We start from the raw sequence: 24753 nt of genomic DNA, 5'->3' as shown, positions 1-24753 counted from the left end.
GCGATACTTTGACGCAATGGGCACTACGCCCGCGATTCGGAGCTGGGTGCGGCGAATTTTTCGATCAGGATCATTTTTTGGGTCCGATGCACCCAGATGGGGCAGGCGGGATGGCGCAACGGGAGCGGAGGCTGTGCACCATAGGGAGGGCCAGGGTGGCCTCTCTGAAAATGGGACAAGCGGTCGGGAAAATGGGAACATCGGCACACGCGGCAGGATGAACGGAAACCGTCTCGGTGGACGAATGGAGGCGGCGTGAATCGACGAACAACGCCGGGCAAAGAAGACAAACTTTTGCAGTTTACATTGTGCAAGCAACCACTTACACTCGCTGCAAGTAACTACTTGCATGCAGACTGTGGCCTCTAAAAAGAACGAACCCTCTGTCACCCGCGAGCGCTTGATCGAGGCCGCGCTGAAGGTGTATGCCCGGGACGGACTGGCCCGGGCGACGACCCGCGTGATCGCTGAGGAGGCGGGGGTGAATGAGGTGACCCTGTTCCGGCACTTCCAGAACAAGGAGGGGCTGCTCTCAGAGGCGATGCGGCACTTCGTCGAGTCCATGGGGAGCCAGGACATTGGCGAGCAGGAGGCCTGGACGAGCAATCTGAAAGAGAACCTGCGACGCTTTGCCACCGGCCTGTATGACAAGATGGTGCAGGATGAGGCCTTCGTCCGCACGATGGTGGGAGAGGCGCACCGGCACCCGGAGCACGCCCGCACGATCATCCTGGATACCGTGCGCCCCATCCGCGCCCGCTTTGTGCAGAACCTGGAGGCCGCCCGCACGGCCGGGCATGTCCGGCCGGATGTGGACCTGACCATCGCGGTGGAGGCCTTCACCAGCATGCTGCTGGGCGGCATGCTCAAGATCACGGCCAACTGCTCTGAGGGCTACACCGGCGAGGACTACGTGGCGGTGTGTGCGGACCTCTTCCACGCCGGGATCGCCAGCCCGCAGAGCGTTGGCTGAACCCGGTTATTTCCCATTTCCCCCCCCAAGACCAGACCAAAAAAAAGCCCCAACATGAATCCTCTCCCTTATCTGTGCCTGGCCGCGCTCGCGCTCGCGCTCGTGGGATGCTCCCACCAGGCCGCTGAGCCGCCCGTGGGCTCCACCGTGAAGCCGGTGGAAGAAGCGCCGCCGCTGGAAGTGACGGTGCAGCCCGCCGAGCCCCAGGCAATGCCGCGCTTCCTCCGGGTGACGGGCGAGCTGAAAGGGGATCACGAGGCCCTGGTGGCCTCCAATGCGGCAGGCAAGGTGGTGGAGGCTGCCGTGGAGCGCGGCATGGCAGTGAAGAAGGGCAGCGTGCTCATCAAGCTGGATGACCGCAGTGCCCGGCTCTCCCTCCAGGAGGCAGAGGCCACCCTGGCAGAGACCAAGCTCAAGACAGAGTGGCAGAACCGGGAACTGGCCCGCAATGAACCGCTGGCGAGGACGAAGGCGATCTCTGATGCGGACTACCAGCGCTTCAAGGTGGATGTGGCTGCGGCAGAGGCCGGGCTGGCGGCGGCGGTGGCACGGCGGGACCAGGCGCAGAAGGCGCTGGATGACACGCAGATCCGCGCGCCCTTCGACGGCACGGTGGCGGAGCGCCTGACTGAGGCGGGCGAATATGTCAGCACCAGCTCTCAGGTGGTGAACCTGGTGGCCACGCAGACCCTGCGGCTGCAGTTGTACATTCCTGAAACTGCGGTCGGCGGCATCCAGCAAGGGCAGAAGGTGGAGTTCATGGTGCCTGCCAGACCGGGCCGGAACTTCACCGGCGTGGTGAAGCACGTGGGGGCATCCGTGCGGGAGTCGGCGCGGGATTTGATCATCGAGGCCGAGGTGGCCAATGAGGACCAGCAGCTCAAGCCGGGCATGTTTGCCGAAGGCCGCCTGCTGCTCCCGGAGGAGAAGGTGCTGACGGTGCCGCTCACGGCCGTGAAGACGGAGGGGCCCACGCGCCGCGTCTTTGTGGTGAAGGACGGCCAGGTGGTGGAGCGCCTGGTGGAGGTGGGCGAGACCCGCGGGGATCGTGTGGAGATCCGCCAGGGTGTGGTGGCCGGGGACATGGTGATCGTCTCCCCCGGACCGGGCGCTGCGGATGGCGCGAAGGTGAAGCTGACCGCCCAGCTTTGATGTGATTTCTGTGGTTTCCTAGATCGCGCTCACCGGGGCCCTGCGGGTGCACCGGGTGATGATTCCGCGAACCCCCCAACGCTGAACCTACTCTTATTATGCAGTGGCTTGCCGCCATCTCAGTGAAACGCCCGGTCTTCGCGACCGTGCTCGTGCTCGTCTTCGTGGTGGTGGGAGCCCTGGGCTACACCCGCCTGCCCGTGGACCGCTTCCCCAAGGTGGATTTTCCCACCGTGTCCGTCGTGACCCGCCTGGACGGGGCGACGCCCAAGGAGATCGAGACCGAGATCACGGACAAGATCGAGGAGGCCGTGAACACCGTGAGCGGCATCGATGAGCTGCGCTCCGTCTCGACCGAGGGCATCAGCCAGGTGCTGGTGGCCTTTAACCTGGACAAGAAGGTGGACGTGGCCGCACAGGAGGTGCGGGACCGTGTGAACCGCATCCTGCCCAACCTGCCGGAGGACGTGGACACGCCCATTGTGGAGAAGCTGGACCCGGATGCGGAGCCCATCATGAGCATCTCCCTGGTGGCGGAGAAGCCCGTGCGTGAGATCAGCGAGCTGGCGGACAAGGTGGTGCGCCGGCAACTGGAGAGCGTGGCCGGGGTGGGGCAGGTGACCCTGCTGGGTGCGAGGAAACGCCAGATCAACATCTGGATGGATCCCGTGCGCCTGAAGGCCTTCGACCTCGCCGCAGTGGATGTGGAGCGCGCCCTGCGCCAGCAGAACGTGCAGATCCCCAGTGGCAACGTGAAGGGCAACGGCGTGGAGGCCGGTCTGCGTGTGCTGGGCAAGGCCCAGAGCGTGGATGACATCGGGCGCATCGTCGTGCGGGAGAAGGACGGCGGCCTGGTGCGCCTGGCGGATGTGGCGCGTGTGGAGGACGGCGCAGAAGATCTGCAAACGGTCGCACGTCGCAATGGCCAGCCCACCGTGACGCTTTCCATCCGCAAGCAGTCGGGGGAGAACACCATCGCGGTGGTGGATGCGGTGAAGGAACGTCTGGAGGAGATCCGTCCCACGCTGCCAGAGGGGTACAAGATCGAGATCGTGCGGGACAACTCGCTCATCATCCGCACCAGCACGCATGCGGTGAAGGAGCACTTGGTGCTGGGCTCCATCTTCGCAGCGCTCATCGTCCTTTTTTTCTTGGGAAACGGCCGCGCTACACTCATCTCCGCGCTGGCCATCCCGACCTCGATCATTGCCAGCTTCGGCGTGATGTGGGTGGGGAATGTGACCTTGAACTCGATCAGCCTCGTGGCCCTGGCCCTGGCGGTGGGCATCGTGATCGATGACGCCATCATCGTGGTGGAGAACATCTTCCGCCACCTGCATGAGAAGAACGAGAGCCCGCATGACGCGGCGATCAATGGCACGAAGGAGATCGGCCTGGCGGTGATGGCCACCACCTTGTCCCTGCTGGCGGTCTTCATCCCCGTGGCCTTCCTCAGCGGCATCGTGGGCAAATTCCTCAGCAGCTTCGGCCTCACCATGGCCTTCGCTATCGCCGTGTCCCTGCTGGTGAGTTTTACCCTCGCACCCAGCATGTCCGCGCGCATGCTGAAGATCACCAAGCCCAACTGGATCGAGCGGGGCATGACCTACCTGGTGAACATCTTCTACACGCCGCTGGAGGGGCTGTACATGTGGATGCTGCGTCTTTCCATGCGGCACCGCTGGATCGTCGTGCTGGCCTGCGTCGGCGCGCTGTATTCCGTCGGCCCGATGATGGGGAAGGTGCAAAAAGCCCTGCTGCCCCCGGCGGAGGAGGCGGAGTTCCTGGTGAACCTGCGCACCGCAGAAGGCACCACGCTGGAGGCGACCGACCTGGTCGCCGAGCGCGTGGCGCGGGACATCCGCACCATTCCGGGTGTGGAGTACACGCTGCTGACGATTGGCGACAACGACCAGCGCACGCCGAACAAGGCGGGCATCTATGTGCGGCTCATTGATCCTGCCAAGCGCAACGACTCGCAGGAACAGATCATGGACCGCGTGCGTCAGCAGATCGTGCCCAAGTATCCCAAGGAACTGCGCATGACGGTGCTGCAGGTGCCGCCCTTCAGCACCGGGCAATCCAGCGCGACGGTGCAGTTCATCATCGCAGGCTCGGATCTGGATCGCATCAACCAGGCCGCAGAGAATGCGCTCAAGGAGATCCCCAACATCCCCGGCATTCGCGATGTGGACTCCACCCTGGTGAGCGGCAAGCCGGAGATCGTCGCCTCTGTGGACCGCGCCAAGGCGGGTCAGTTGGGCGTGAACATTGCGGATCTTTCCTCGACCCTCCGCCTCCTGGTGGGCGGGGCGGATGTCTCCACCTACAATGAAGGCGGGGAGCAGTATGACATACACCTGCGCTCTGAGGCGCCGTATCGCAACAGTCAGGAAGCGCTCAGCCTGCTCAGCGTGCCCTCCGGCAGAGGCGGCACCGTGTCGCTCTCCAACGTGGTCAAACTGGAGCGTCGTGAAGGCCCGGCGGAGATCAACCGCGCGGATCGCCGCCGCCAGGTCACCATCATGGCCAACCCCGCACCCGGGGTGGGGGAGAGCCAGATCGCGGATGCCATCGAGACCATTGTGAAGAAGCAGAACCTGCCCCCGGACTATGAGGTGGGCCCGACGGGTCGATCCAAGGAGCTGAAGAAGGCCGGGCTCGCCTTCGTCACCGCCTTCGGCATGGCGTTCATCTTCATGTACCTCATTCTGGCCGCGCAGTTCGAGTCCTGGCTGCACCCCTTTACCATCCTGCTGGCGCTGCCGCTCACACTGCCCTTTGCCATCCTCTCGCTGCTGCTCTTCAACCAGTCGCTCAACATCTTCTCCGTGCTGGGGATCCTGGTGCTGTTCGGCATGGTAAAGAAGAACGGCATCTTGCAGATCGATCACACGAACCAGCTCCGGGAGCGCGGCATGAACCGGCTGGAGGCCATCCTGCAGGCGAACAAGGATCGTCTGCGCCCCATCCTCATGACCACCCTGGCCTTCGTGGCGGGCATGGTGCCCCTCATGTTCTCCAAGGGCGTGGGCGCTGCCTTCAACAACGCCACTGCCGGGGTCATCATCGGCGGTCAGATGATGTCCCTCCTGCTCACCCTGCTGGCAACGCCGGTCTTCTACTCGCTCTTTGACGATGTCATTGGTTGGAGGAAACGACGGGCCGACCGCCGCGAGGCGAAACGCGCCGCCCGGGAGGCTGCCGCCCATCCCGCCCCACAGCCTGCTCATTGATCTGGTTGATCGTCTGACTCCGTTTTCGCTCTCCTCATGAAATCGCTCCCCCTGGCAGTCTGCTCCGGACTCCTCCCGATCCTCGCCTTCACCGGCTGCACCGTAGGCCCCAAGTATGAGAAGCCAGACGTGAGCGCCCTCACGCCCGCCACGTGGAAGTGGCAGCCCGCCAGCCCCAAGGATGCGGAGCCCCGCGGTGAGTGGTGGCGCATCTTCAAGGATGCGGAGCTGAACCGCCTGGAGGCGATGGCTCTGGGAAACAACCAGGAGATCCGCATGGCGATGGCCCGCATCGACCAGGCGCGTGCCGCCGCGGGGCTGAGTGCTGCGGCGTATGTGCCCCAGGTGAGCGTGGACGGCCTGGCCCAGCGGGAGCGCACCTCGGGCAATCCGCCGTCACCCGTGCCCATCGCGATCCCCGCCGCGCACATCAACACCTTCAACGTGCCCTTGCAACTCAGCTATGAGATCGATCTCTGGGGCCGCGTGCGGCGCTCGATCGAGTCCGCCAATGCCCAGGTGGATGCCAGTGTGGGCGACTTCCACAGCGTGCTGCTCTCCCTCACCGGTGATGTGGCCAGCCAGTATTTCCTCATCCGCAGCCTGGATTCCCAGATGGCCGCGCTCCAGCGCACCCTTGCCAGCCAGGAGAAGACGTTTGGCCTGATCGACCAGCGTTTCGCCGCCGGGACCATCCCCGAGGCGGATCACGCCCGTGCGAAGAGCGAGGTCGCCACCGTGCGGGCCGACATGGCCGATGTGAAGCGTCAGCGTGAGGAGACCGTCAATGTGCTCGCGCTCCTCTGCGGCCAGCCCGCCAGCCGGTTCAGTGTGTCCAAGGCGGAGATCCAGGGCACCCCGCCCAAGATCCCTGCCGGCATCCCCGCCGAGGTCCTGGAGCGCCGCCCCGATGTCGCCGCCGCCGAGCGCCTCGTGGCCGCGCGCAATGCTGAGATCGGCGTGGAGATTGCCGGTTATTTCCCAACAGTCAGCCTCACCGGGCAGGCAGGCTATTTGAGCAAGGACACCTCCTCGCTCTTCAACGCCGACAGCCGTGTCTGGTCCTTCGGCCCCAGCGTGAGCGTTCCCATCACCGGCATCTTCGTCACCAAGGCCAAGGTCGCCCGCGCCCGCGCCGTGCATGAGGAAAGCACCGCCAAGTTCCGCCAGTCCGTCCTGGCCGCCGTGAAGGACGTGGAGACCTCCTTGATCCAGATCCGGTACCGCAAAGAGCAGGCCGTCGCCCAGAAGGAAGCGCTGGATGCTGCGTTGAAGGCTACTGCGTTAACCCGCCAGCTCTATGAAGGCGGCAGCATCAGTTATTTGGAACTTCTGGACGCCGAGCGCACCAGCCTGCTGCGTGAGCGCCAGTACGCGTTACTGAAGGCCCAGGGGCATATCGCGACCGTGGGGTTGATCCGGGCGCTGGGGGGAAGTTGGTGAGGAGAGAGAATGTAGTGCAGAGCTTAGCTCGTCAGTCGCCCTACCTACGCCATCCAATACCGAGCTAAAGCTCTGGACTACTTTCAGCTGCCGCCACGGGCGTAGTCCGGTTGTGCCAACCGGCTTGAGAACGGAGTGGTTGACGGAGCGTTATGGGAAACAACCTGAAGCCCCAGACGCCAATGTCGCCAGCCTGTACTCGCGACCATGCCCTCCCACCCACGCCAGCGAGGCTCTGTTTGTACTACGAACAGCTTCCAACTCCGCGAAGCTGCTTGCGATCCCCCGACCGATCGCCGCAATATCTCAGGCGCATCCAAACGAGCGCCAGCAAAGTAGTGCAGAGCTTTAGCTCGTCAGTCGCCCTACCTACGCCATCCAATACCGAGCTAAAGCTCTGGACTACTTTCAGCTGCCGCCACGGGCGTAGTCCGGTTGTGCCAACCGGCTTGAGAACGGAGTGGTTGACGGAGCGTTATGGGAAACAACCTGACGCCCCAGACGCCAACGTCGCCAGCCTGTGCTCGCGACCATGCCCTCCCACCCACGCCAGCGAGGCTCTGTTTGTACTACGAACAGCTTCCAACTCCGCGAAGCTGCTTGCGATCCCCCGACCGGTCGCCGCAATATCTCAGGCGCATCCAAACGAGCGCCAGCAAAGTAGTGCAGAGCTTTAGCTCGTCAGTCGCCCTACCCACGTCATCCAATACCGAGCGAAAGCTCTGGACTACTTTCAGCTTCCTCCCCACCTCAACCAACACCTCCACGTCGGTTGGACATGATGTCATGCGCTGACTGACGTTCGCGGCAAGATGCCGCAAACAGTACGCAGGATGCGTGCGCTCCCCGAGCATCCCTGGCTCCTTCGTCCCCAACGCCCCCCACACATCCACCCAATTCCAATCAACTTCTGACAACTTCCTGTTGATTGTGCGCCAAGCTTAGCGCACATTGTCTTCATGCAGGGAGACGTGGAAGTAGCAGTGCATGCGGTGGAGTCGGCCAGAGCAAACCCAATTGCTCAGCCCGCCCCAGGCCGGGCACCGAGCTACATCAACACGCCGCTGACCCTCAAAGAACGGTCGGTCATCGAGTCCCTCGCACGGCGGGAGAATCGCAGTCGGGGGCAGCAACTGCGCCATCTGGCGATGCTGAAACTGCAGGAAATGGGCCTGCTCTCCGCAGACGACTCCGGCAGCGGGCCGAGGGCAAACGCGTTTGCGGAATAGCCCTATCCGCCCAATGGCCGCTCATGCCAGAGGCCAGCGGTGGGGGGGTGGGTTGCAGGAAATAGAGAGTCAGAACGGGTGAGGTGGCGGTAGAGGAGCAATACAAGGAGGAGAAAAACGATGAACTACTGGAACGTGGACGTGAGAAACATTCGGTCGGGGAAGCTGGCGGATCTGGGCTTGGATGAGGTGGGTGCCTGGACCCGGGTCAGCAGCTTTTGTGTGGACCAGGAGAATCAGGGGCTGATCAAAGGGGCCCGGACGTGGAGTGAGACGAGGTGGTTGCAGACCACCGGCGTGCCCCGGGAGATGATCCTCCGCTGCACGGAGCTGTTCGAGTGGGAGGGGGACGATCTGCGCGTCTGGATGTACCCTGTCAGCCAGGAAGAAGTCTGCCAGGAGAAGAGAAGAATCGCTGCAGCCGCGGGAGTGGCCAGCGGCATTGCCAGAAGAAAACTCGCAGAGGAAAGAAAAGCGAAGGAGCTGGAATCGGCCTGCGATAAGGAAAGAACTGCTGAACGTCCGTTCAACGGAAACAGCGAAGTCGTTGAACAAAAGAGAAAGGAAATAGGAACAGAAAAAGAAAGAGTAAAAGAAAAGGAAAGCAAAACACAAACGCTCGAACAAGCCCAAGGCCAACCCCCAACCCCCGCAAAGCCAGCCGGGGCTGCGCCCCTGAGCGTGTCTGTTTCCAACTTCTCTCAGATTCAGAATCAGACTCTGAACCAGACCCCGGCCCCCAGCTCCCCGCCTCTGGAGAAAGACGCCGCCTGGCTGGCGGGGTTCGAGGAGTTCTGGACCAACTACCCGCGCAAAGACGCCCGGCGCAAGGCGGAGCAGGCCTGGCGCAATGTGAAGGGCAAGGAACGTCCGCGGCTCGTCGAGCTCATGCAGGCTCTGGGACGGCAATCCAGCTGCCCGGCGTGGCGTGAGCAGGATGGCCGCTTCATCCCGCTGCCTGCGACTTGGATCAACGGCCGACGTTGGGAAGACGGCGGCACCTCTGCCTCAGCACCGGTCCAGCAGACCGCGCCGCTGCTGCCGTCCTTGCCCGTACCGTTGCCTTTGCCCATGTCCTCGCCCTTCGGCGTGAAAGACGCGGACGGCCTCTCGCCCCTCCAGCGGGCTTTGGCGCAGAGTCAGCCCTCGGCTTCTCCAGTCCCGGCGCTGGCGCTTGAGGGAGCCGCGGATTGGACGTCGCAGAACCGCGGCGGCTTGCCCTGGTGAGGCAGAGTGAGTCACAACGCTACAGCATCGGCATCATCATCATCGCCAACATGATCAACTTGCGACATTCAGCACAAGAGGTTTCCCGCCGTCTGGCGGACAGGGTGGAATCGGTCTGCCTGCGACTGCTTCCCGGGGGCACCCGGAAGGGCGCGGAGTGGCTGTCCGGAGACGTCCAGGGCGGGCAGGGGCAGAGCCTCAAGGTGCAGCTCAGTGGCGAACACGCAGGCCGCTGGCGGGACTGGGCGGAAGAAGGTCGCCACGGGGACTTGCTGGACCTCTGGGCCGCCGCACGCGGCATCCCGCTGGCGGAGGCCTTTCGCGAGGCGAAGGAGTACCTGGGCATGTTGGGGCCGGAGCCCGCCACGGCGAGTCCGAGGAAATATCAAGCGCCGCCGGTGCGTGAGCAGGCCGGGGTGATCCCGGTGGCAGAGGAGGGTGTGGTCATGCGGTACCTGCAGCTCCAGCGCGGGCTGGATCCGGCGGTGGTGCGTCGCTTCGGCGTGGAGGGGCTGCCTTCCGCCGGGGCGCTGGTCTTTCCCTGTCATGCGCCGGATGGCACGCTGGTGAACCGCTCCTACCGGACGGTTCCTGGACCCGGTGAAAGCGGTCTGGGTGCGAGGAAACGCGTCTGGCAGGATGCAGGATGCGCCCCGAGCCTCTTCGGCTGGCAGGCCCTGCCGAAGTCCGCCTGGGAGAAGCGCACGGTTCTGCTGTGCGAGGGCCAGATCGACGCGATGACCTGGACGCAATGGGGCGTGCCAGCGCTGAGCGTGCCCAACGGCACCGGAGCGGCCTGGATTGACCACGAGTGGGATCAACTGGAGCTGTTCGACCACATTTACCTCTCGTTCGACATGGACGGCGCGGGCGCGGAGAACGCGAACCGCGTGATGCAGCGTCTGGGGCGGCATCGCTGCCTGCTGGTGAAACTCCCGCACAAGGACGCCAACGAGTGCCTGCTGGAAGGCTGCACCGCCGACGATGCGGAGCACTGGATCGCCCAGGCCCGGCCACCGCAGATCCACAAGCTCCTCCTGGGGCAGGAACTGCACCAGCGCCTCATGAGCGAACTGGAGCCCAAGCCCGAGCCCTTCACGCTGGACTTCCTGCGCGTCGCCTGGCCCCACCAGGGCTTCTACTTCCGCCCGCACGAGCTCACCGTCTGGACCGGCGCCTACGGGCAGGGGAAGAGCACCTTCCTCAACTTCGTGGCGCTCAACCTCCTCAGCCAGCTCAGCCACACCGGCGTCTTCATGGCCTCGATGGAAATGCGGGCAGAGTCCACCTTGCGCCGTCTCACGACCACCTATTTCCAAGAACCCGCCACGCCATCAAATGCGATGACGTTTCTGGAGAAGTTCGGCACCCGCCTCGTCTTCGCCGACGTGGTGGGCTACATCAGTCAGGACCTGCTGCTGGAGATGATGATGTTCTCCTTCCAGCGCCACGGCGTGCAGCACTTCATTGTGGACAGCCTCATGCGCGTGGACGGGCTGGAGGAGGAGTTCGCCGAACAGGGCCGCTTCATGAACCGGCTCCAGGAGTTCGCCAAGGAAACCGGCGCCCACATCCACCTCGTGGCCCACCCGAGAAAGAGCCCCTCCGGCCAACGGCAGGACCGGCTGGAGATCAAAGGCAGCTCGCTCATCGCCAACAACGCGGACAACATCGTCGCCATCTCCAGAAATCCCGAGAAAGACGCCCTGCGCCGCGACAACAAGCTCACGCCGCTACAGGACGCGAGCCTGCACGACACCGAGATCCGCGTGGAGAAACAACGCGAGAACGGCTGGCTGGGCATGGTGCCGCTGAAGTTCTTCCCGCGGAGCAGTTGGTATGAGAAGGTGGGGTAGGGGGGAGGCGGAGTGCTGGAGTGCTGGAGTGCTGGAGTGAGGGAGTGAGGGAGTGCTGGAGTGAGGGAGTGAGGGAGTGAGGGAGTGAGGGAGTGTTGGGGGGATGGGCAATGCCATCAGGAAAAATGAATATGCCCTGAGCGCGAATGAGACACGCTGGGGCGCATCCACTTCACGATCGGCTGATTGTGCAGGCTCATGAGGGCCGAAGGTCCGGCGTGATACCAGCCTTGGGCAACGCCCAAGGAATAGGTGACCAAATATCCCTTGAGGGCTGAAAGCCCGGCCTCTGGAGCCGAGGCCAGCGGATGCGAGGTTGCGGGAATTGCCGCGGTAAAGGGAGATGGTGGGGTTGCGTTGGGCGTTGGCCCCTGCTGGACAGCGAAGGGTGAGCGGAGATCACGAGGGGCGCGAAAGCGGTGATGCTCACCGCAGTCCCAAAAGCGCTGCGCGCTCAGGTGTTGGGAGCGGGAGAAAGAGGGGGAGTTCGGAGAGCCTTCGATATCGGAGGCTCATTTGCGTTGGAGCCTGGGAATCGGGTACAGCATCTGGCGACGAAGTCGCTGTGGAGTGCGGCGAGAATCGCCGCTTTCGCGGGGCCTTGTGAGGTGGTGAGTCCTCTAACCGTGCGCTGGGTTTGGGATGGGAGACGGGGAAAGATCGTCGAGGGACGCTTGGGGCATGAGCCGGTTAGGACAACCGGACTACGCCCGTGGAGGAAGCTCAAAGTAGTGCTGAGCTTTAGCTCGGTATTGGATGACGGGAGCCGCGCGACTGACGCACTAAAGTGCCGGACTACTTTGCCTGATGAGGAGGCGATAGGGATTAGCGGCTGTCGAGGGACGTTTGGGGCGTGAGCGGGGCTGGGAACCCCCGCCTCCTTTATGCACGAACAAGCTACGATGGGACTTGGCCGCGGAGTACAGGAGGCGGGGTCTCCGGCCCCGCGGTAGGTGGGATGGGCGGAGCGAAAAGATCGTCGAGGGACGCTTGGGGCATGAGCCGGTTGGGACAACCGGACTACGCCCGTGGAGGAAGCTCAAAGTAGTGCAGAGCTTTAGCTCGGTATTGGATGACAGGAGCCGCGCGACTGACGCACTAAAGTGCTGGACTACTTTGCCTGATGAGGAGGCGATAGGGATTAGCGGCTGTCGAGGGACGTTTGAGGAGTGAGCGGGGCTGGGAACCCCCGCCTCCTTTGTGCACGAACAAGCTGCGGGATGCCTTGGCTGCGGAGTACAGGAGGCGGGGTCTCCGGCCCCGCGGTATGTGGGATGGGCGGAGCGAAAAGATCGGCAAGGGACGCTCGGGGCGTGAGCCGGTTGGCACAACCGGACTACGCCTGTGGAGGAAGCTCAAATTAGTGCAGAGCTTTAGCTCGGTATTGGATGACAGGAGCCGCGCGACTGACGCACTAAAGTGCTGGACTACTTTGCCTGATGAGGAGGCGATAGGGATTAGCGGCTGTCGAGGGACGTTTGAGGAGTGAGCGGGGCTGGGAACCCCCGCCTCCTTTGTGCACGAACAAGCTGCGGGATGCCTTGGCTGCGGAGTACAGGAGGCGGGGTCTCCGGCCCCGCGGTATGTGGGATGGGCGGAGCGAAAAGATCGGCAAGGGACGCTCGGGGCGTGAGCCGGTTGGCACAACCGGACTACGCCTGTGGAGGAAGCTCAAAGTAGTGAAGAGCTTTAGCTCGGTATTGGATGACAGGAGCCGCGCGACTGACGCACTAAAGTGCTGGACTACTTTGCTTCGCCCCGGCGCGCGGCCCCTCTGAACATTCTGCATTCCCCGTCAGCCTGCCTGTGGCGCGGGGAGTTCCGGAACCGCCTCAACAGTCGCCCCCGCCGCCTTGCCGCCCTTGGGCTTCACTGGCTTCACGCGGAACATCTTCAGCACCACCACGTAGTACAGCGGGACGAAGAACAGCCCGAGCAGGGTCGTGGTCACAGCACCGCCGACGACGCCGGTGCCAATGGCGTTCTGGCTGCCAGCACCGGGGCCGGTGCTAAAGGCAAGAGGCAGTACGCCGAGACCAAAGGCGATGGAGGTCATCAAAATGGGGCGGAGGCGCTGCCTCACGGCAAACACGGCGCTGTCGATGAGGCTCTCGCCCGCATCGAACCGCTCCTTGGCGAACTCGACCACGAGGATGGCGTTTTTGGCGGAGAGACCGATGATCGTGATGAGACCGATCTGGAAATACACGTCATTGGGCAGACCTCGTATCGACACCGCGGCAAGCACGCCCAGCGCGCCCAGCGGCATGTCCATCATGACGGAGATGGGGATGGCCCAGCTCTCATAGAGGGCGGCCAGACACAGGAACACCATGAGCAACGCGAGCCCATACAGCGCGGCGGAGTTGGAGCCGGAGAGGCGCTCCTCATACGAGATGCCTGCCCAGGTGTAGCCGATGCCTGCGGGCAGTTGCTTGGCGAGGTCCTCCATGATCTTCATTGCCTCACCCGAGCTGTGCCCCTTGGCGGCCTCACCGCTGATGGCCACGGAGGGCGCGCCGTTGAAGCGCTCGAGCTTGGGCGAGCCCATAATCCAGCGCGCGGAGGCAAAGGCGGAGTACGGGACCATGTCGCCGCGGTTGTTTCTGATGAACCAGCGGCCGATGTCCTCCGGTGTCATGCGGAAGGGGGCATCGCCCTGAATGAAGACCTTCTTCACGCGGCCTTTGTCCAGGAAGTCGTTCACATAACCGGAGCCCCAGATGTTGGCGAGCTCGGAGTTGATGCTGGCAATCGAGAGGCCCAGGGCGCTTGCTTTCTCTTCATCGATATCCAACTGGAACTGCGGCGTATCGCTGAGGCCGTTTGGCCGTACGCCAAAGAGCGCCGGATTCTGCGAGGCCATGCCAACGAGCTGCATACGGGCATTCATGAGCGCATCATGCCCGAGACCGGCCTGGTCCAGCAGGCGGAGGTCGAAGCCGCTCACATTGCCCAGCTCCTGCACGGCAGGCGGGGCGAAGGCGACGGCCATGGCCTCTTTGATCTGCATGAAGACGCCCATCGTCTGGCCCTGGATGGCCTTCACGCCCTGGTTTGGCCCCTGGCGCTCCTTCCAGTCCTTCAGGTGGGAGAAGGTGATGACCTGGTTCTGCCCGGCACCGAAGAAGCTGAAGCCTGCCACACCAAACACCCCGGCCACAGAGTCGCCTTGTTTATCGAGGAGATAGTCTTCCATCCTCTGCACTACCGCGAGCGACTGCTCGCGCGTGGATCCAGGAGGCAACTGGGCGGCGGTGAAGATGACGCCTTTGTCTTCATCCGGGAGGAAGCCGGTCTGCAGATGCTTGAAGAGATAGAACACGCCCGCGGCGATGAACCCGTACACGATGAGCAGGTAGGCACTGCGTCTCAGGAGATGGCCCACGGTCCAGGCATAGGCATCTGCGGTGCGGTCAAAAACGCGGTTGAACCAGCCGAAGAAACCGCGCTGCTTGTGATGCGCGCCTTTGGTCACTGGCTTCAGCATGGTGGCACACAGGGCAGGTGTGAGGATCAACGCAACCACCACGGAGAGCACCACGGCAGAGACGATGGTGATGGCGAACTGGCGGTAGATGACACCGGTGGAGTTCCCAAAAAAGGCCATCGGCACGAAGGCGGCGCAGAGTACGAGGCCGATGCCGACCAGTGCGCCGGAGATCTGGTCCATCGACTTCTGCGTGGCCTCACGAGGGGCCAGGCCTTCCTCCTCCATGACGCGCTCCACGTTCTCCACCACCACGATGGCGTCATCCACCAGCAGACCGATGGCGAGCACGAGGCCGAAGAGCGTGAGCGTGTTCAACGTGAACCCCGCCGCCGCCAGCACGCCGAAGGTCCCGAGCAGCACCACGGGCACGGCGATGGTGGGGATCAAGGTGGCACGCCAGTTCTGGAGGAAGAGATAGATGACGAGGAAGACGAGGATGATGGCCTCCACGAGGGTCTTCACCACCTCCGTGATGGAGTGGCGCACGAAGGGCGAGGTGTCATAGGGATAGACCACCTTCAGCCCGGGCGGGAAGAAGCGGGAAAGTTCGTCCACCTTGGCCTTCACGGCCACGACCGTCTCCAGCGCGTTCGCCCCGGCGGCGGCCCGGATGGCCATGCCTGCGGCGGGGCGGCGGTTGTAGCGGGCGAGGTTGTTGTAGTTCTCACTGCCCAGCTCCACGCGGGCCACGTCCTTCAGCAGTACCCTCGAACCATCTGTGTTCACTCGCAGCAGGATGCTCTCAAACTGCTCTGCCGTCTGGAGCCGTCCGCGGGTGACGATGGTGGCGGTGAGCATCTGTCCCGGCACGGCGGGCAGACCACCCAGGGAGCCGGAGGAGACCTGAGCATTCTGCGAGCGGATGGCGGTGCTCACATCTGCCGCAGTGAGCTGGTACTGCACGAGTTTGTCCGGATCCAGCCAGATGCGCATGGCATACTGGGAGCCGAAGGTCTGAATGTCACCCACGCCCGTCACGCGGCTGATGGGGTCCTGCATGGAGCCGAAGAGGTAGTCACTCAGGTCAGTGTTGTCCATGCTACCGTCCTCAGACACCAGGCCCAGCACGAGGAGGTTGTTGTTGGTTGCCTTGGCCACGCGCACGCCCTGGGCCTGCACCTCCTGCGGGAGCAGCGGCAGGGCGAGCTGCAGCTTGTTCTGCACCTGCACCTGCGCGATGTTGGGATCGGTGCCGCCCTCGAAGGTGATGGTCACTGTCGCGCCGCCGTTGGAGTCACTGGCGGACTCGATGTAACGGAGGTTGTCGATGCCGTTCATCTTCTGCTCGATGACCTGGGTCACCGTGTCCTCCACCGTCTTGGCGGAGGCTCCGGGGTAGCTGGCGCTGATGGCCACCGCGGGAGGGGCGATGTTCGGGTACTGCGAGATGGGCAGGGTCATCATGGAGATGCCGCCTGCCACCATGATGACGAGCGCGACCACCCAGGCAAAGACGGGCCGGTCAATGAAGAAACGGGACATGGAGGGGGAGGGGGTACGGGCAGCAGCAGCACAGGCCGCCGCCCGAGGGGGTTAGAGGAAAGTTGTCCGGTTCGATGAACTAGCGCTTCTGCGTGTCGGCAGATGCTGTCGCTGCCGTGGCAGGTCCGGTGGCGGGCATCGGCACAGGCTTGATGGCCGCTCCCGGGCGGATGCGCTGGAGGTTGTTCATGATCACGCGGTCGCCTGCCTTCAGGCCATCCAGCACCAGCCAGTCACTGCCGACGGTGCGGCCGGTTTCCAGCACCCGCAGCTCGACCTTGTCTCCCGCACCGACGACGAAGGCGGTGGCTTCGCCCTTGGAGTTGCGGGTCACCGCGGGCTGCGGCACCAGGATGGCGTCGGACTTGCTGCCCTCCACGAGGCGCGCTCTCACAAAGAGGCCGGGCAGGAGGATGCCGTTGGGATTGGGAAAGATCGCTCGAATGGTCACGGAACTGGTGCTGGGACTCACAGAGACATCAGAGAACTGCAACGCGCCTTCCTGGGCGTACTCGGTGCCGTCATCCAGCAGGAGTTTCACCCGGGCCCGGCCTTCCTTGTCCCTGCCCAGCTCACCGCTGCCGAGGGCCTTCCTCAAGCGCAGGAGGTCGTTGCTGGACTGCAGCACATCCACGTACATCGGATCGAGCTGCTGCACGGTGGCCATCAGGGTGGCGTTGGACGCCTGGACATAGGCCCCCTCTGTGACCTGCGAGATGCCCACGCGCCCCGGCACGGGCGAGGCCGCCTTGGTGTACTCCAGATTGATGCGGGCGCTCTGCACGGCCGCCTTGGCGGAGAGCACATCCGCGTCGAAGGCCTTCAGAGTGGCCATCGCGTCATCATAGTCCTGCTGGCTGATCGCCTTGGTGGAGATGAGTTGCTGATAACGCTGCTCCTTGATCTTGGCCGCATCCGCATTGGCCTCCGCCCGGGCCAGGGCCCCCAGGGCACGATCCAGCTCTGCCTGATAGGGGGCAGCATCGATCTCGTAGAGCACCTGCCCCTCCTTCACATCCGCGCCCTCGGTGAAGAGACGCTTCTGGATGATGCCGTTCACCCGGGCGCGCACCTCAGCGACACGGAAGGCCGACGTACGACCGGGCAGGTCTTGGGTGAGGGTGACCTTGCGCGGCTCGATCGTGATGAATCCCACCTCCACCGGCGGCGGCGCGCCTCCGGGAGGCCCGCCCGCGGCAGGTCCGCCAGGCTTCGGTTCACAAGCAGAAAGGAGGGCAAGGCACAAGCCCCCGGCAAGCAGAGCGGCATGGGGACGATGAAACAACGGGCGCGCGCCGGGACCCATCGAGGTCTTGAGATTCGGGGATTTCATGAGGGGACGTGTGGAGGATTTTTTTTGCTGTCAGGGGAGAGGGATCGCTGTGCTCGTGAGGGCTCAGCTCAGGCAAGAGGCGCGGACAATCCGGCGGCGATGAAGGAGACCATCCGGCGGATGAAGCCTTCACGGTCCGGCCGCATAGGCTGCATTTCCGGGTTGGGATGCGGCAGGTTGTCAAAGTGCACCCAGGAGTCGAGCCCGTGGTTCAGGGCTCCAAAGAGGAAGCGCTCCCGCCAGACCAGCTCTTGCGGCGGCAGCCAGGGCAGGGCACGCAACAGGGCGGCATCCATGCGGGTCGCAAATTCCGCACATTCCTTGTTCAAGAAGGCCTTCAGCTGCGGGTTGGGATCCTGGAAGCCGCGACAGATGAGGCGGAACAGCGCCATGGTGGTGCCCGGCTGCGTCTCGCGCGCCTCCACAGAGGGGCGCACAATGGCCTCCACGATCTTTTCCAAGGGGACCGGCTGGCCTTCGGCTTCGGCCTCCAGCGCGTCCAGCCGCGCGATGCGGTCGCGGTTCAGGGGGCGCAGACGGCGGGCAAAGACTTCCAGGACAAGGTCTTCCTTGGTGCCGAAGTGATAGTTCACCGCGCCCAGATTCGCCCCGGCGGCCTTGATGATCGCCCGGGTAGAGGTGCCCGCCACGCCGTGCTCGACGAGGAGCTGCTCGGCAGCATCCAGCAGTGCCTCCCGGGTATGGGAACTCCGGGGGCGATCAGGGGCGTATGCGGCCGGGGGCTGGCCAAGGGTGACGGCCATGGGGCTTGCTAGATTTCATACGAACGTATGAATCAGACTTTCGGTGTCAAAGAGGGTTCGCGTGCGGAGCGGGGTTTGGGGTGGAAAATTTGGGCCCGCAGCGCGGGAGACGAGCCCGCTGCTCGGGAGACAGAAGACTAGAAGACACAAGACAGAAGACCTGAGCTGGCGCAGGCTTGTTTCGGCCTCGCGGGGTGGAGGTCATGGGAAAGGGCGATGAGGTGCCTTTGCCGCAGAGTAAAGGAGGCGGGGTCTCCGGCCCCGCGGTGGAGCGCAGGGAGGTGATGCAGGATAAGGGGCAACGTGTGATTGTCTGCAGGGGTGTCCGGCACCGGACGTCTCCTGGACCGCCTCCAGGCCGTCTCGCAAACCCCTTTTCCTGGGTTGTAGGGCGACCGCTTCGGTTGCCGGGTCAGGGGATGCTCGCGGCAAGTGGGGCGCTTGCCCTACAGGGTGTCTTGGGAGGACGGGCGAGCGATGGGTTGGCGGTTGTCGTGGGACGCTTGGGGCGTGAGCGGGGCTGGGAACCCCCGCTTCCTGTCCTCAGGAACAAGCCTCAAGGCAGTATGGCCGCGGAGCAAAGGAGGCGGGGTCTCCGGCCCCGCGGTGGAGCGGAGGGTGGTGACGTGGGAAGAGAGGGCAGCGTGTGACCGTCTGCACGGCTGTGGGGCACCGGACTCTCCTGGAACGTCTCCAGCCCATTTCGCAAACCCTTTTCCTGGGTTGTAGGGCGACCGCGTCGGTTGCCTCAGTCAGGGGCAGCACGAGGCAAGCGGGGCGCTTGCCCTACAGGGCGTCTTGGGAGGACGGGCGGGCGATGGGTTGGCGGTTGTCGTGAGACGCTTGGGGCGTGAGCGGGGCTGGGAACCCCCGCCTCCTGTACTCACGAACAAGCCTCAAGGCAGAATGGCCGCAGAGTAGAGGAGGCGGGGTCTCCGGCCCCGCGGTGGAGCGGAGGGTGGTGACGTGGGAAGAGAGGGCAGCGTGTGACCGTCTGCAGGGCTGTGGGGCACCGGACTCTCCTGGAACGTCTCCAGCCCACCTCGAAAACTCTTTTCCTGGGTTGTAGGGCGACCGCCTTGGTTGCCGGGTCAGGGGTCGCTCGCGGCAAGCGGGGCGCTTGCCCTACAGGGTGTCTTGGGAGGATGGGCCGCGCGATGGGCTGGCGGTTGTCGTGGGACGCTTGAGGCGTGAGCGGGGCTGGGAACCCCTGCTTCCTGTCCTCACGAACAAGCCTCAAGGCTGAATGGCTGCGGAGTAAAGGAGGCGGGGTCTCCGGCCCCGCGGTCGAGCGGAGGGGGTGACGTGGGACGGGAGGGCAGCGTGTGACCGGCTGCAGGGCTGTGGGGCACCGGACGTCTCCTGGAACGTCTCCAGCCCACCTCGAAAACTCTTTTCCTGGGTTGTAGGGCGACCGCGTCGGTTGCCTCAGTCAGGGGCAGCACGAGGCAAGCGGGGCGCTTGCCCTACAGGGTGTCTTGGGAGGACGGGCGGGCGATGGGTTGGCGGTTGTCGTGAGACGCTTGGGGCGTGAGCGGGGCTGGGAACCCCCGCCTCCTGTACATGGAAACAAGTTACGAGGTGCCTTGGCTGCGGAGTAAAGGAGGCGGGGTCTCCGGCCCCGCGGTCGAGCGCAGGGGGGTGACGTGGGAAGAGAGGCAGCGTTTGACCGTCTGCAGGGCTGTGGGGCACCGGACGTCTCCTGGACCGCCTCCAGCCCATTTCGCAAACCCTTTTCCTGGGTTGTAGGGCGACCGCTTCGGTTGCCGGGTCAGGGGATGCTCGCGGCAAGCGGGGCGCTTGCCCTACAGGGTGTCTTGGGAGGATGGGCCGCGCGATGGGCTGGCGGTTGTCGTGGGACGCTTGAGGCGTGAGCGGGGCTGGGAACCCCCGCCTCCTGTCCTCAGGAACAAGCCTCAAGGCAGTATGGCCGCGGAGCAAAGGAGGCGGGGTCTCCGGCCCCGCGGTGGAGCGGAGGGTGGTGACGTGGGAAGAGAGGCAGCGTGTGATCGTCTGCAGGGGTGTCCGGCACCGGACTCTCCTGGAACGTCTCCAGGCCGTCTCGCAAACCCCTTTTCCTGGGTTGTAGGGCGACCGCTTCGGTTGCCGGGTCAGGGGATGCTCGCGGCAAGCGGGGCGCTTGCCCTACAGGGTGTCTTGGGAGGACGGGCGAGCGATGGGTTGGCGGTTGTCGTGAGACGCTTGGGGCGTGAGCGGGGCTGGGAACCCCCGCCTCCTGTACATGGAAACAAGTTACGAGGTGCCTTGGCCGCGGAGCAAAGGAGGCGGGGTCTCCGGCCCCGCGGTCTGTGGCTTGGGCGGAGGGAGTAGAGGATCAAGGGACGTATGATTGGTGAGCCGGATGGGACAACCGGACTACGCCTGTGGCGACCTCCTATGCGGGAGCCCAAGTCTTGTGTCTCTTCCGATCAACCTACAAACCGAGTTAGACGTTAGAAGTTAAAAGTTAGAAGACTGAACACCAGTGAGTTGCGCCTAAACGCCTCTTCACCTGCAAGATGAGGTCGAAGAACATCATCTTGCGTTCTGTGTCAGACACTTAACTCATAACCCCTAACCTCCAATACTGGTTTTAGTATCAAACAAACAAACCGGCCCAGCCCGGAACATCCAGAGCTGGGCCAGCAGGCAATTCAATCGAGCGTCAATCCGCCATTCACCCCACCTCGACCCGCGGCAGATTCCAGATCTGCTCGGCGTACTCGCTGATGGTGCGGTCGCTGGAGAAGAAGCCCATGCGCGCGGTGTTGAGGATGCTCATGCGCGTCCAGTTCGCGGAATCACGATACGCGGCGTCCACCTTGCCCTGGGTGTCCACATAGGTGCGGTAGTCCGCACAGCAGAGGAAGGGGTCCCCGCCTTCGAGCAGGCTGCTACGGAGCGGCTTGAAGTCGTCCGAGTTGCCGGTGAAGAAGTCGCTGCCGATCCAGTCGATCGCATTGCGCAGCTCGGGATCGTTCCAGTAGTAGTCCCAGGGGTTGTAGCCCTTCTGGCGGAGATCTTCCACCTCCTCGACCGTGAGGCCGAAGATGAAGATGTTGTCGTCGCCGACTTCGTCTTTGATCTCGACGTTCGCGCCATCGAGTGTGCCGATGGTGAGCGCGCCGTTGAGCGCCAGTTTCATGTTGCCGGTGCCGCTGGCTTCCTTGCCTGCAGTGGAGATCTGCTCGGAGATGTCTGCGGCGGGGATGATGCGCTCTGCCAGGGTGACGCCGTAGTTTGGCAGGAACACGACCTTGAGCTTCCCGAGGATGCGCGGGTCGTTGTTGATCTTCTCAGCCACGGCGTTGATGGCGAAGATGATGTTCTTGGCCAGGTAGTAGCCCGGAGCAGCTTTGGCGGCGAAGATGAAGACGCGCGGCTGCATGTCATACCCCGGATCCTGGAGGAGGCGGCGGTAGAGGGTGAGGATGTTCAGCAGGTTCAGGTGCTGGCGCTTGTACTCGTGCAGACGCTTGATCTGCACGTCAAAAATCGCATCGGCGCTCACGGAGTAGCCGGTGAGATCCTTGATCACATGCGTCAGCCGCTCCTTGTGCAGGCGTTTGATGGCACGGAAGCGCTGCTGGAAGACCGGATCTTCTGCAAAGGACTCCAGGGCCTTCAGCTTGGACGCATCCCGCGTCCACTCGGTGCCGATGGACTCGTTGATCAGGGAGGTGAGCTCCGGGTTGCAGACCATGAGCCAGCGACGCGGGGTGATGCCGTTGGTCATGTTCAGGAAGCGGTCCGGATAGAGCTCGTTGAACTCGGGGAAGAGCTTCTCTTTCAGCAGGCGCGTGTGCAGCGCGGCCACGCCGTTCGTATGACGGCTGCCGTGCACAGAGAGGTGCGCCATGCGGACGGACTTGCCGCCGTTCTCATCGATCAGGGACAGCGTGCGGATCTTGTCCACGTCATCCGGCCATTTCTTGGAAATAACATTCGTGATGAGGTGCTGGTTGATCGCGTAGATGATCTGCAGGTGACGCGGCAGCACACGCTCAAAGAGCGGCACGCTCCAGGTCTCCAGCGCCTCCGGCAGGAGGGTGTGGTTCGTGTAGCAGAAGGTGCGCTGGCAGATGCTCCAGGCGGTGAGCCACGGGAGGCTCTCCACATCCGTCAGCAGACGCATCAGCTCGGGGATCGCCACCGCCGGGTGCGTGTCATTGAGCTGGATCGCCACCTTCTCCGGGAAGGCATCCCAGCCCTGGTTGTCCCGCTTGTAGCGGCGGATGATGTCGCTGAGCGAGCAGGCGACAAAGAAGTACTGCTGCACGAGACGCAGTTCCTTGCCGCTCTCGGTCGCGTCATTGGGGTAGAGGATCTTGGAGACCGTCTCGCCCGCCGCCTTGTCATGAAGGGCCTCGATGTAGGACCCCTCATTGAAGACGCGGAGGTTGAACTCGTCCGTGGCACGGCTCTCCCACAGGCGGAGGAAGTTCACCGTCTTGGAGTCAAAGCCGATGATGGGGATGTCCCAGGGCAGGCCCACAAGCTTTTTCGTGTTCTCCCAGGTGTACACGGAGTTGCCGCGGTCGTCGAAGTGCTGGATGGCGCGGCCGTAGAGGTTCACCTCCACCTTGTACTCGGGACGGACAATGTTCCAGGGGTTGCCGTCGCGGATCCAGGGATCCGGCTGCTCCACCTGACGGCCGTTCACGAACTCCTGGCGGAAGAGGCCGAACTCATAGTGAATGCCGTAGCCCACCGCCGGCAGGTCCAGCGTGGAGAGGGAATCAAGGAAACAAGCCGCCAGACGGCCGAGACCGCCGTTGCCCAGGCCCATGTCGGCCTCCTCGTTGATGATCGTCTCCAGATCCTGGCCGAGCTCACCGAGTGCGGACTTGGCCGCGTCATAGAGACCGGTGTTACGCAGGTTGTTCTCCAGCAGGCGGCCCATGAGGTACTCCAGTGAGAGGTAGTTCACCCGCCGGGTGTTCTTGCTGCGGTGGGCAGCCATCGTCTTGAAGGAGATGGCCAGCGCGCGATCCCGCACTGCCATGCACGTCGCCGTCCACCAGTGCGCCCGCCGTGCCGTCGTCGGATCGTGTGCCAGGGTGAAGAGCAGGTGGTTCCGGATGGAGGCCTTCAGGGACGCAGCGAGTTCAGCGTCATCCAGAGGTGCTGGCGCTTCAGGAGAGGGGGTGGATTCGGATTGCCACATGATGTTGAATCGTTGGGAGGGAAGCGTTTGTGATGGGTTGCTGGGGGACTCAGGAAATCGTTACTCCTTGTCGTCAGAGCTGCTGTTCTGGCGGGTCATCCACTTGGGAAGCTCCGCAGGCGCGATGAGCAGCGTGATTTCTCCTTTGGGAGCTTTCATGGCGAAGTGGTTAAGCACGGACTGAGCCGATCCGCGCTGAAATTCCTCAAACATTTTTGTGAGTTCCCGGGCGACGACGACGGGGTGATTGGGTGCCCGGTTGGCGATCATCTGCAGGGTGTCCACCAGACGGTAGGGGGACTCGAAGTACACGCTCGTGCACTCCCGCGCCATTGCCACCTCCATCTCCTTGTCCCTCTGTCCCTTCTTGTGAGGGAGGAAGCCGCCAAAGTAAAATGGAACGGTGGGCAGGCCGGAACCCGCCAGGGCCGTGAGCACGGCTGTCGCTCCGGGGATGACCTCCACCTTGATGCCCGCGGCGATGACCGCATGCACGAGCCGCTGACCGGGATCTGACACGGTGGGGAAGCCTGCGTCCGAGACGAGCGCGATGCTGGCCCCGTCGTGCAGTTTCTCGATAAACTCCGGAATGCGCCGCGCTTCGTTGTGCTCCGTCAGGGAGACGAGCGGCAGATGCAGCCCGTGGTGCTGGAGGAGATGGATGGTGCGGCGGGTGTCCTCACAGGCCACCAGGGTGGCGGCCTTGAGCACCTCCACGGCCCGCAGAGAGAAGTCGCCCAGGTTCCCGATGGGGGTGGCGACCAGTTGCAGCTTGCCAGTGCTTGGCGCTGTCACATCAGACATGGCGGAAAAAGAACGGGCGCTGCTGGTGCAGCGCCCGGGGAGAGTAGGGAGTGATGGTTGCCGGAAGAAGGCGGGCGCTTACCAGCCTTCCGAAATCTGACTGGCCAGCGACGTGGACATGCGCTCAGCAGCATCGGCCAGGGCCTGGCGCTCCGTGAGCTGCACGTTGGGGTCCAGCACGCTGTTCGACGCACCGGAGGCCTGGCCCGCCATGAGCTCGGTGCCCGCGGTGTCATTCACCGTGTAACGGATCTGCAAGCGCATGAGGAGCTCGCTGGTGCGCAGGGTGTTGCTGCGCACGGCGCGGAACTGGCTGCGATGGATGTCCACGATGGTGGCGTTCAGCACCGCATCAGCCTCGCTGGCTGGCACGATCTTGTAGGCACCGTCCATCTGGAGCTTCTTGATCAGCGCGTTCGTGGCGAGCACTTCAAGCCGGGGCTCAAGCGTGTCGTTCTTGAACGTGGGAACCGCAAGTTTGGTCACGTTGACCATTTTGGCGGGCTTGCTGGCCCCGAGTTGGTAGCCAGCGCACTGAGTGAGGAGGGAGAGGGCCAGAGGAGCGAGCAAAAAGGCAAACTTTTTCATGTAATG

13 protein-coding genes are annotated in these 24753 nt (G+C 63.7%); 7 read left to right on the top strand and 6 right to left on the bottom strand.

Annotation, left to right across the window (positions count from 1 at the left end):
* Positions 1-349: 349 nt before the first annotated feature.
* From VSP_RS16955 to VSP_RS16920, 7 genes are all read left to right on the top strand, one after another.
* On the top strand, positions 350-973 hold the full coding sequence (locus VSP_RS16955) for a TetR/AcrR family transcriptional regulator (protein WP_009962153.1): 624 nt from the start codon (positions 350-352) through the stop codon (positions 971-973).
* Positions 974-1027: 54 nt separating this feature from the next.
* Positions 1028-2125, top strand: a complete 1098-nt coding sequence (locus tag VSP_RS16950; RefSeq protein ID WP_009962152.1) for an efflux RND transporter periplasmic adaptor subunit — start codon at positions 1028-1030, stop codon at positions 2123-2125.
* A gap of 98 nt (positions 2126-2223) precedes the next feature.
* Positions 2224-5361: an efflux RND transporter permease subunit gene (locus VSP_RS16945; RefSeq protein WP_009962151.1), complete on the top strand. Its 3138-nt coding sequence runs from the start codon at positions 2224-2226 to the stop codon at positions 5359-5361.
* Between the two features lie 36 nt (positions 5362-5397).
* Complete coding sequence (locus VSP_RS16940) at positions 5398-6804, top strand: efflux transporter outer membrane subunit (RefSeq protein WP_009962149.1); 1407 nt, start codon at positions 5398-5400, stop codon at positions 6802-6804.
* 959 nt (positions 6805-7763) lie between these two features.
* Positions 7764-8033 (top strand): hypothetical protein, encoded by a 270-nt coding sequence (locus VSP_RS16930; RefSeq protein WP_009962147.1) that lies wholly within the window; start codon positions 7764-7766, stop codon positions 8031-8033.
* 120 nt (positions 8034-8153) lie between these two features.
* A complete protein-coding gene (locus tag VSP_RS16925; protein WP_009962146.1) occupies positions 8154-9260 on the top strand; it encodes a hypothetical protein in 1107 nt (368 codons plus the stop codon).
* On the top strand, positions 9224-11116 hold the full coding sequence (locus tag VSP_RS16920) for an AAA family ATPase (protein WP_009962145.1): 1893 nt from the start codon (positions 9224-9226) through the stop codon (positions 11114-11116). The genes VSP_RS16925 and VSP_RS16920 overlap by 37 nt, the downstream gene beginning before the upstream one ends.
* A gap of 1795 nt (positions 11117-12911) precedes the next feature.
* Here VSP_RS16920 and VSP_RS16915 read toward each other — a convergent pair.
* The 6 genes from VSP_RS16915 to lptE all read right to left on the bottom strand — a co-directional run bounded on the left by VSP_RS16915 (position 12912) and on the right by lptE (position 24747).
* Entirely contained in the window at positions 12912-16091 is a 3180-nt protein-coding gene (locus tag VSP_RS16915) for an efflux RND transporter permease subunit (RefSeq protein ID WP_009962144.1), read from the bottom strand.
* 79 nt (positions 16092-16170) lie between these two features.
* Positions 16171-17424, bottom strand: coding sequence for an efflux RND transporter periplasmic adaptor subunit (locus tag VSP_RS16910; protein WP_009962143.1), 1254 nt, complete (start codon positions 17422-17424; stop codon positions 16171-16173).
* 68 nt (positions 17425-17492) lie between these two features.
* Complete coding sequence (locus VSP_RS16905; RefSeq protein ID WP_009962141.1) at positions 17493-18188, bottom strand: TetR/AcrR family transcriptional regulator; 696 nt, start codon at positions 18186-18188, stop codon at positions 17493-17495.
* A gap of 2677 nt (positions 18189-20865) precedes the next feature.
* Entirely contained in the window at positions 20866-23355 is a 2490-nt protein-coding gene (locus VSP_RS16895; protein ID WP_009962139.1) for a glycogen/starch/alpha-glucan phosphorylase, read from the bottom strand.
* A 60-nt stretch (positions 23356-23415) separates the two neighbouring features.
* Positions 23416-24159, bottom strand: a complete 744-nt coding sequence (rsmI, locus tag VSP_RS16890; protein WP_009962138.1) for a 16S rRNA (cytidine(1402)-2'-O)-methyltransferase — start codon at positions 24157-24159, stop codon at positions 23416-23418.
* A gap of 78 nt (positions 24160-24237) precedes the next feature.
* Complete coding sequence (gene lptE / locus VSP_RS16885) at positions 24238-24747, bottom strand: LPS assembly lipoprotein LptE (RefSeq protein ID WP_009962137.1); 510 nt, start codon at positions 24745-24747, stop codon at positions 24238-24240.
* Positions 24748-24753: the final 6 nt, after the last annotated feature.

Origin of the sequence: Verrucomicrobium spinosum DSM 4136 = JCM 18804 (assembly GCF_000172155.1) — a bacterium.
Taxonomy (GTDB): Bacteria; Verrucomicrobiota; Verrucomicrobiia; order Verrucomicrobiales; family Verrucomicrobiaceae; genus Verrucomicrobium; species Verrucomicrobium spinosum.
The sequence above is the reverse complement of the archived record's forward strand: the minus strand, read 5'-3'. Positions and strand labels throughout refer to the sequence as shown.

Excerpts from the sequence above, each read along its gene's own strand:
- VSP_RS16925 (WP_009962146.1), top strand. The coding sequence starts at position 8,154 with ATGAACTACTGGAACGTGGACGTGAGAAACATTCGGTCGGGGAAGCTG.
- VSP_RS16905 (WP_009962141.1), bottom strand. The coding sequence starts at position 18,188 with ATGGCCGTCACCCTTGGCCAGCCCCCGGCCGCATACGCCCCTGATCGC.
- lptE (WP_009962137.1), bottom strand. The coding sequence starts at position 24,747 with ATGAAAAAGTTTGCCTTTTTGCTCGCTCCTCTGGCCCTCTCCCTCCTC.
- VSP_RS16955 (WP_009962153.1), top strand. The coding sequence starts at position 350 with ATGCAGACTGTGGCCTCTAAAAAGAACGAACCCTCTGTCACCCGCGAG.
- rsmI (WP_009962138.1), bottom strand. The coding sequence starts at position 24,159 with ATGTCTGATGTGACAGCGCCAAGCACTGGCAAGCTGCAACTGGTCGCC.
- VSP_RS16950 (WP_009962152.1), top strand. The coding sequence starts at position 1,028 with ATGAATCCTCTCCCTTATCTGTGCCTGGCCGCGCTCGCGCTCGCGCTC.
- VSP_RS16910 (WP_009962143.1), bottom strand. The coding sequence starts at position 17,424 with ATGAAATCCCCGAATCTCAAGACCTCGATGGGTCCCGGCGCGCGCCCG.
- VSP_RS16930 (WP_009962147.1), top strand. The coding sequence starts at position 7,764 with ATGCAGGGAGACGTGGAAGTAGCAGTGCATGCGGTGGAGTCGGCCAGA.
- VSP_RS16915 (WP_009962144.1), bottom strand. The coding sequence starts at position 16,091 with ATGTCCCGTTTCTTCATTGACCGGCCCGTCTTTGCCTGGGTGGTCGCG.
- VSP_RS16945 (WP_009962151.1), top strand. The coding sequence starts at position 2,224 with ATGCAGTGGCTTGCCGCCATCTCAGTGAAACGCCCGGTCTTCGCGACC.
- VSP_RS16940 (WP_009962149.1), top strand. The coding sequence starts at position 5,398 with ATGAAATCGCTCCCCCTGGCAGTCTGCTCCGGACTCCTCCCGATCCTC.
- VSP_RS16895 (WP_009962139.1), bottom strand. The coding sequence starts at position 23,355 with ATGTGGCAATCCGAATCCACCCCCTCTCCTGAAGCGCCAGCACCTCTG.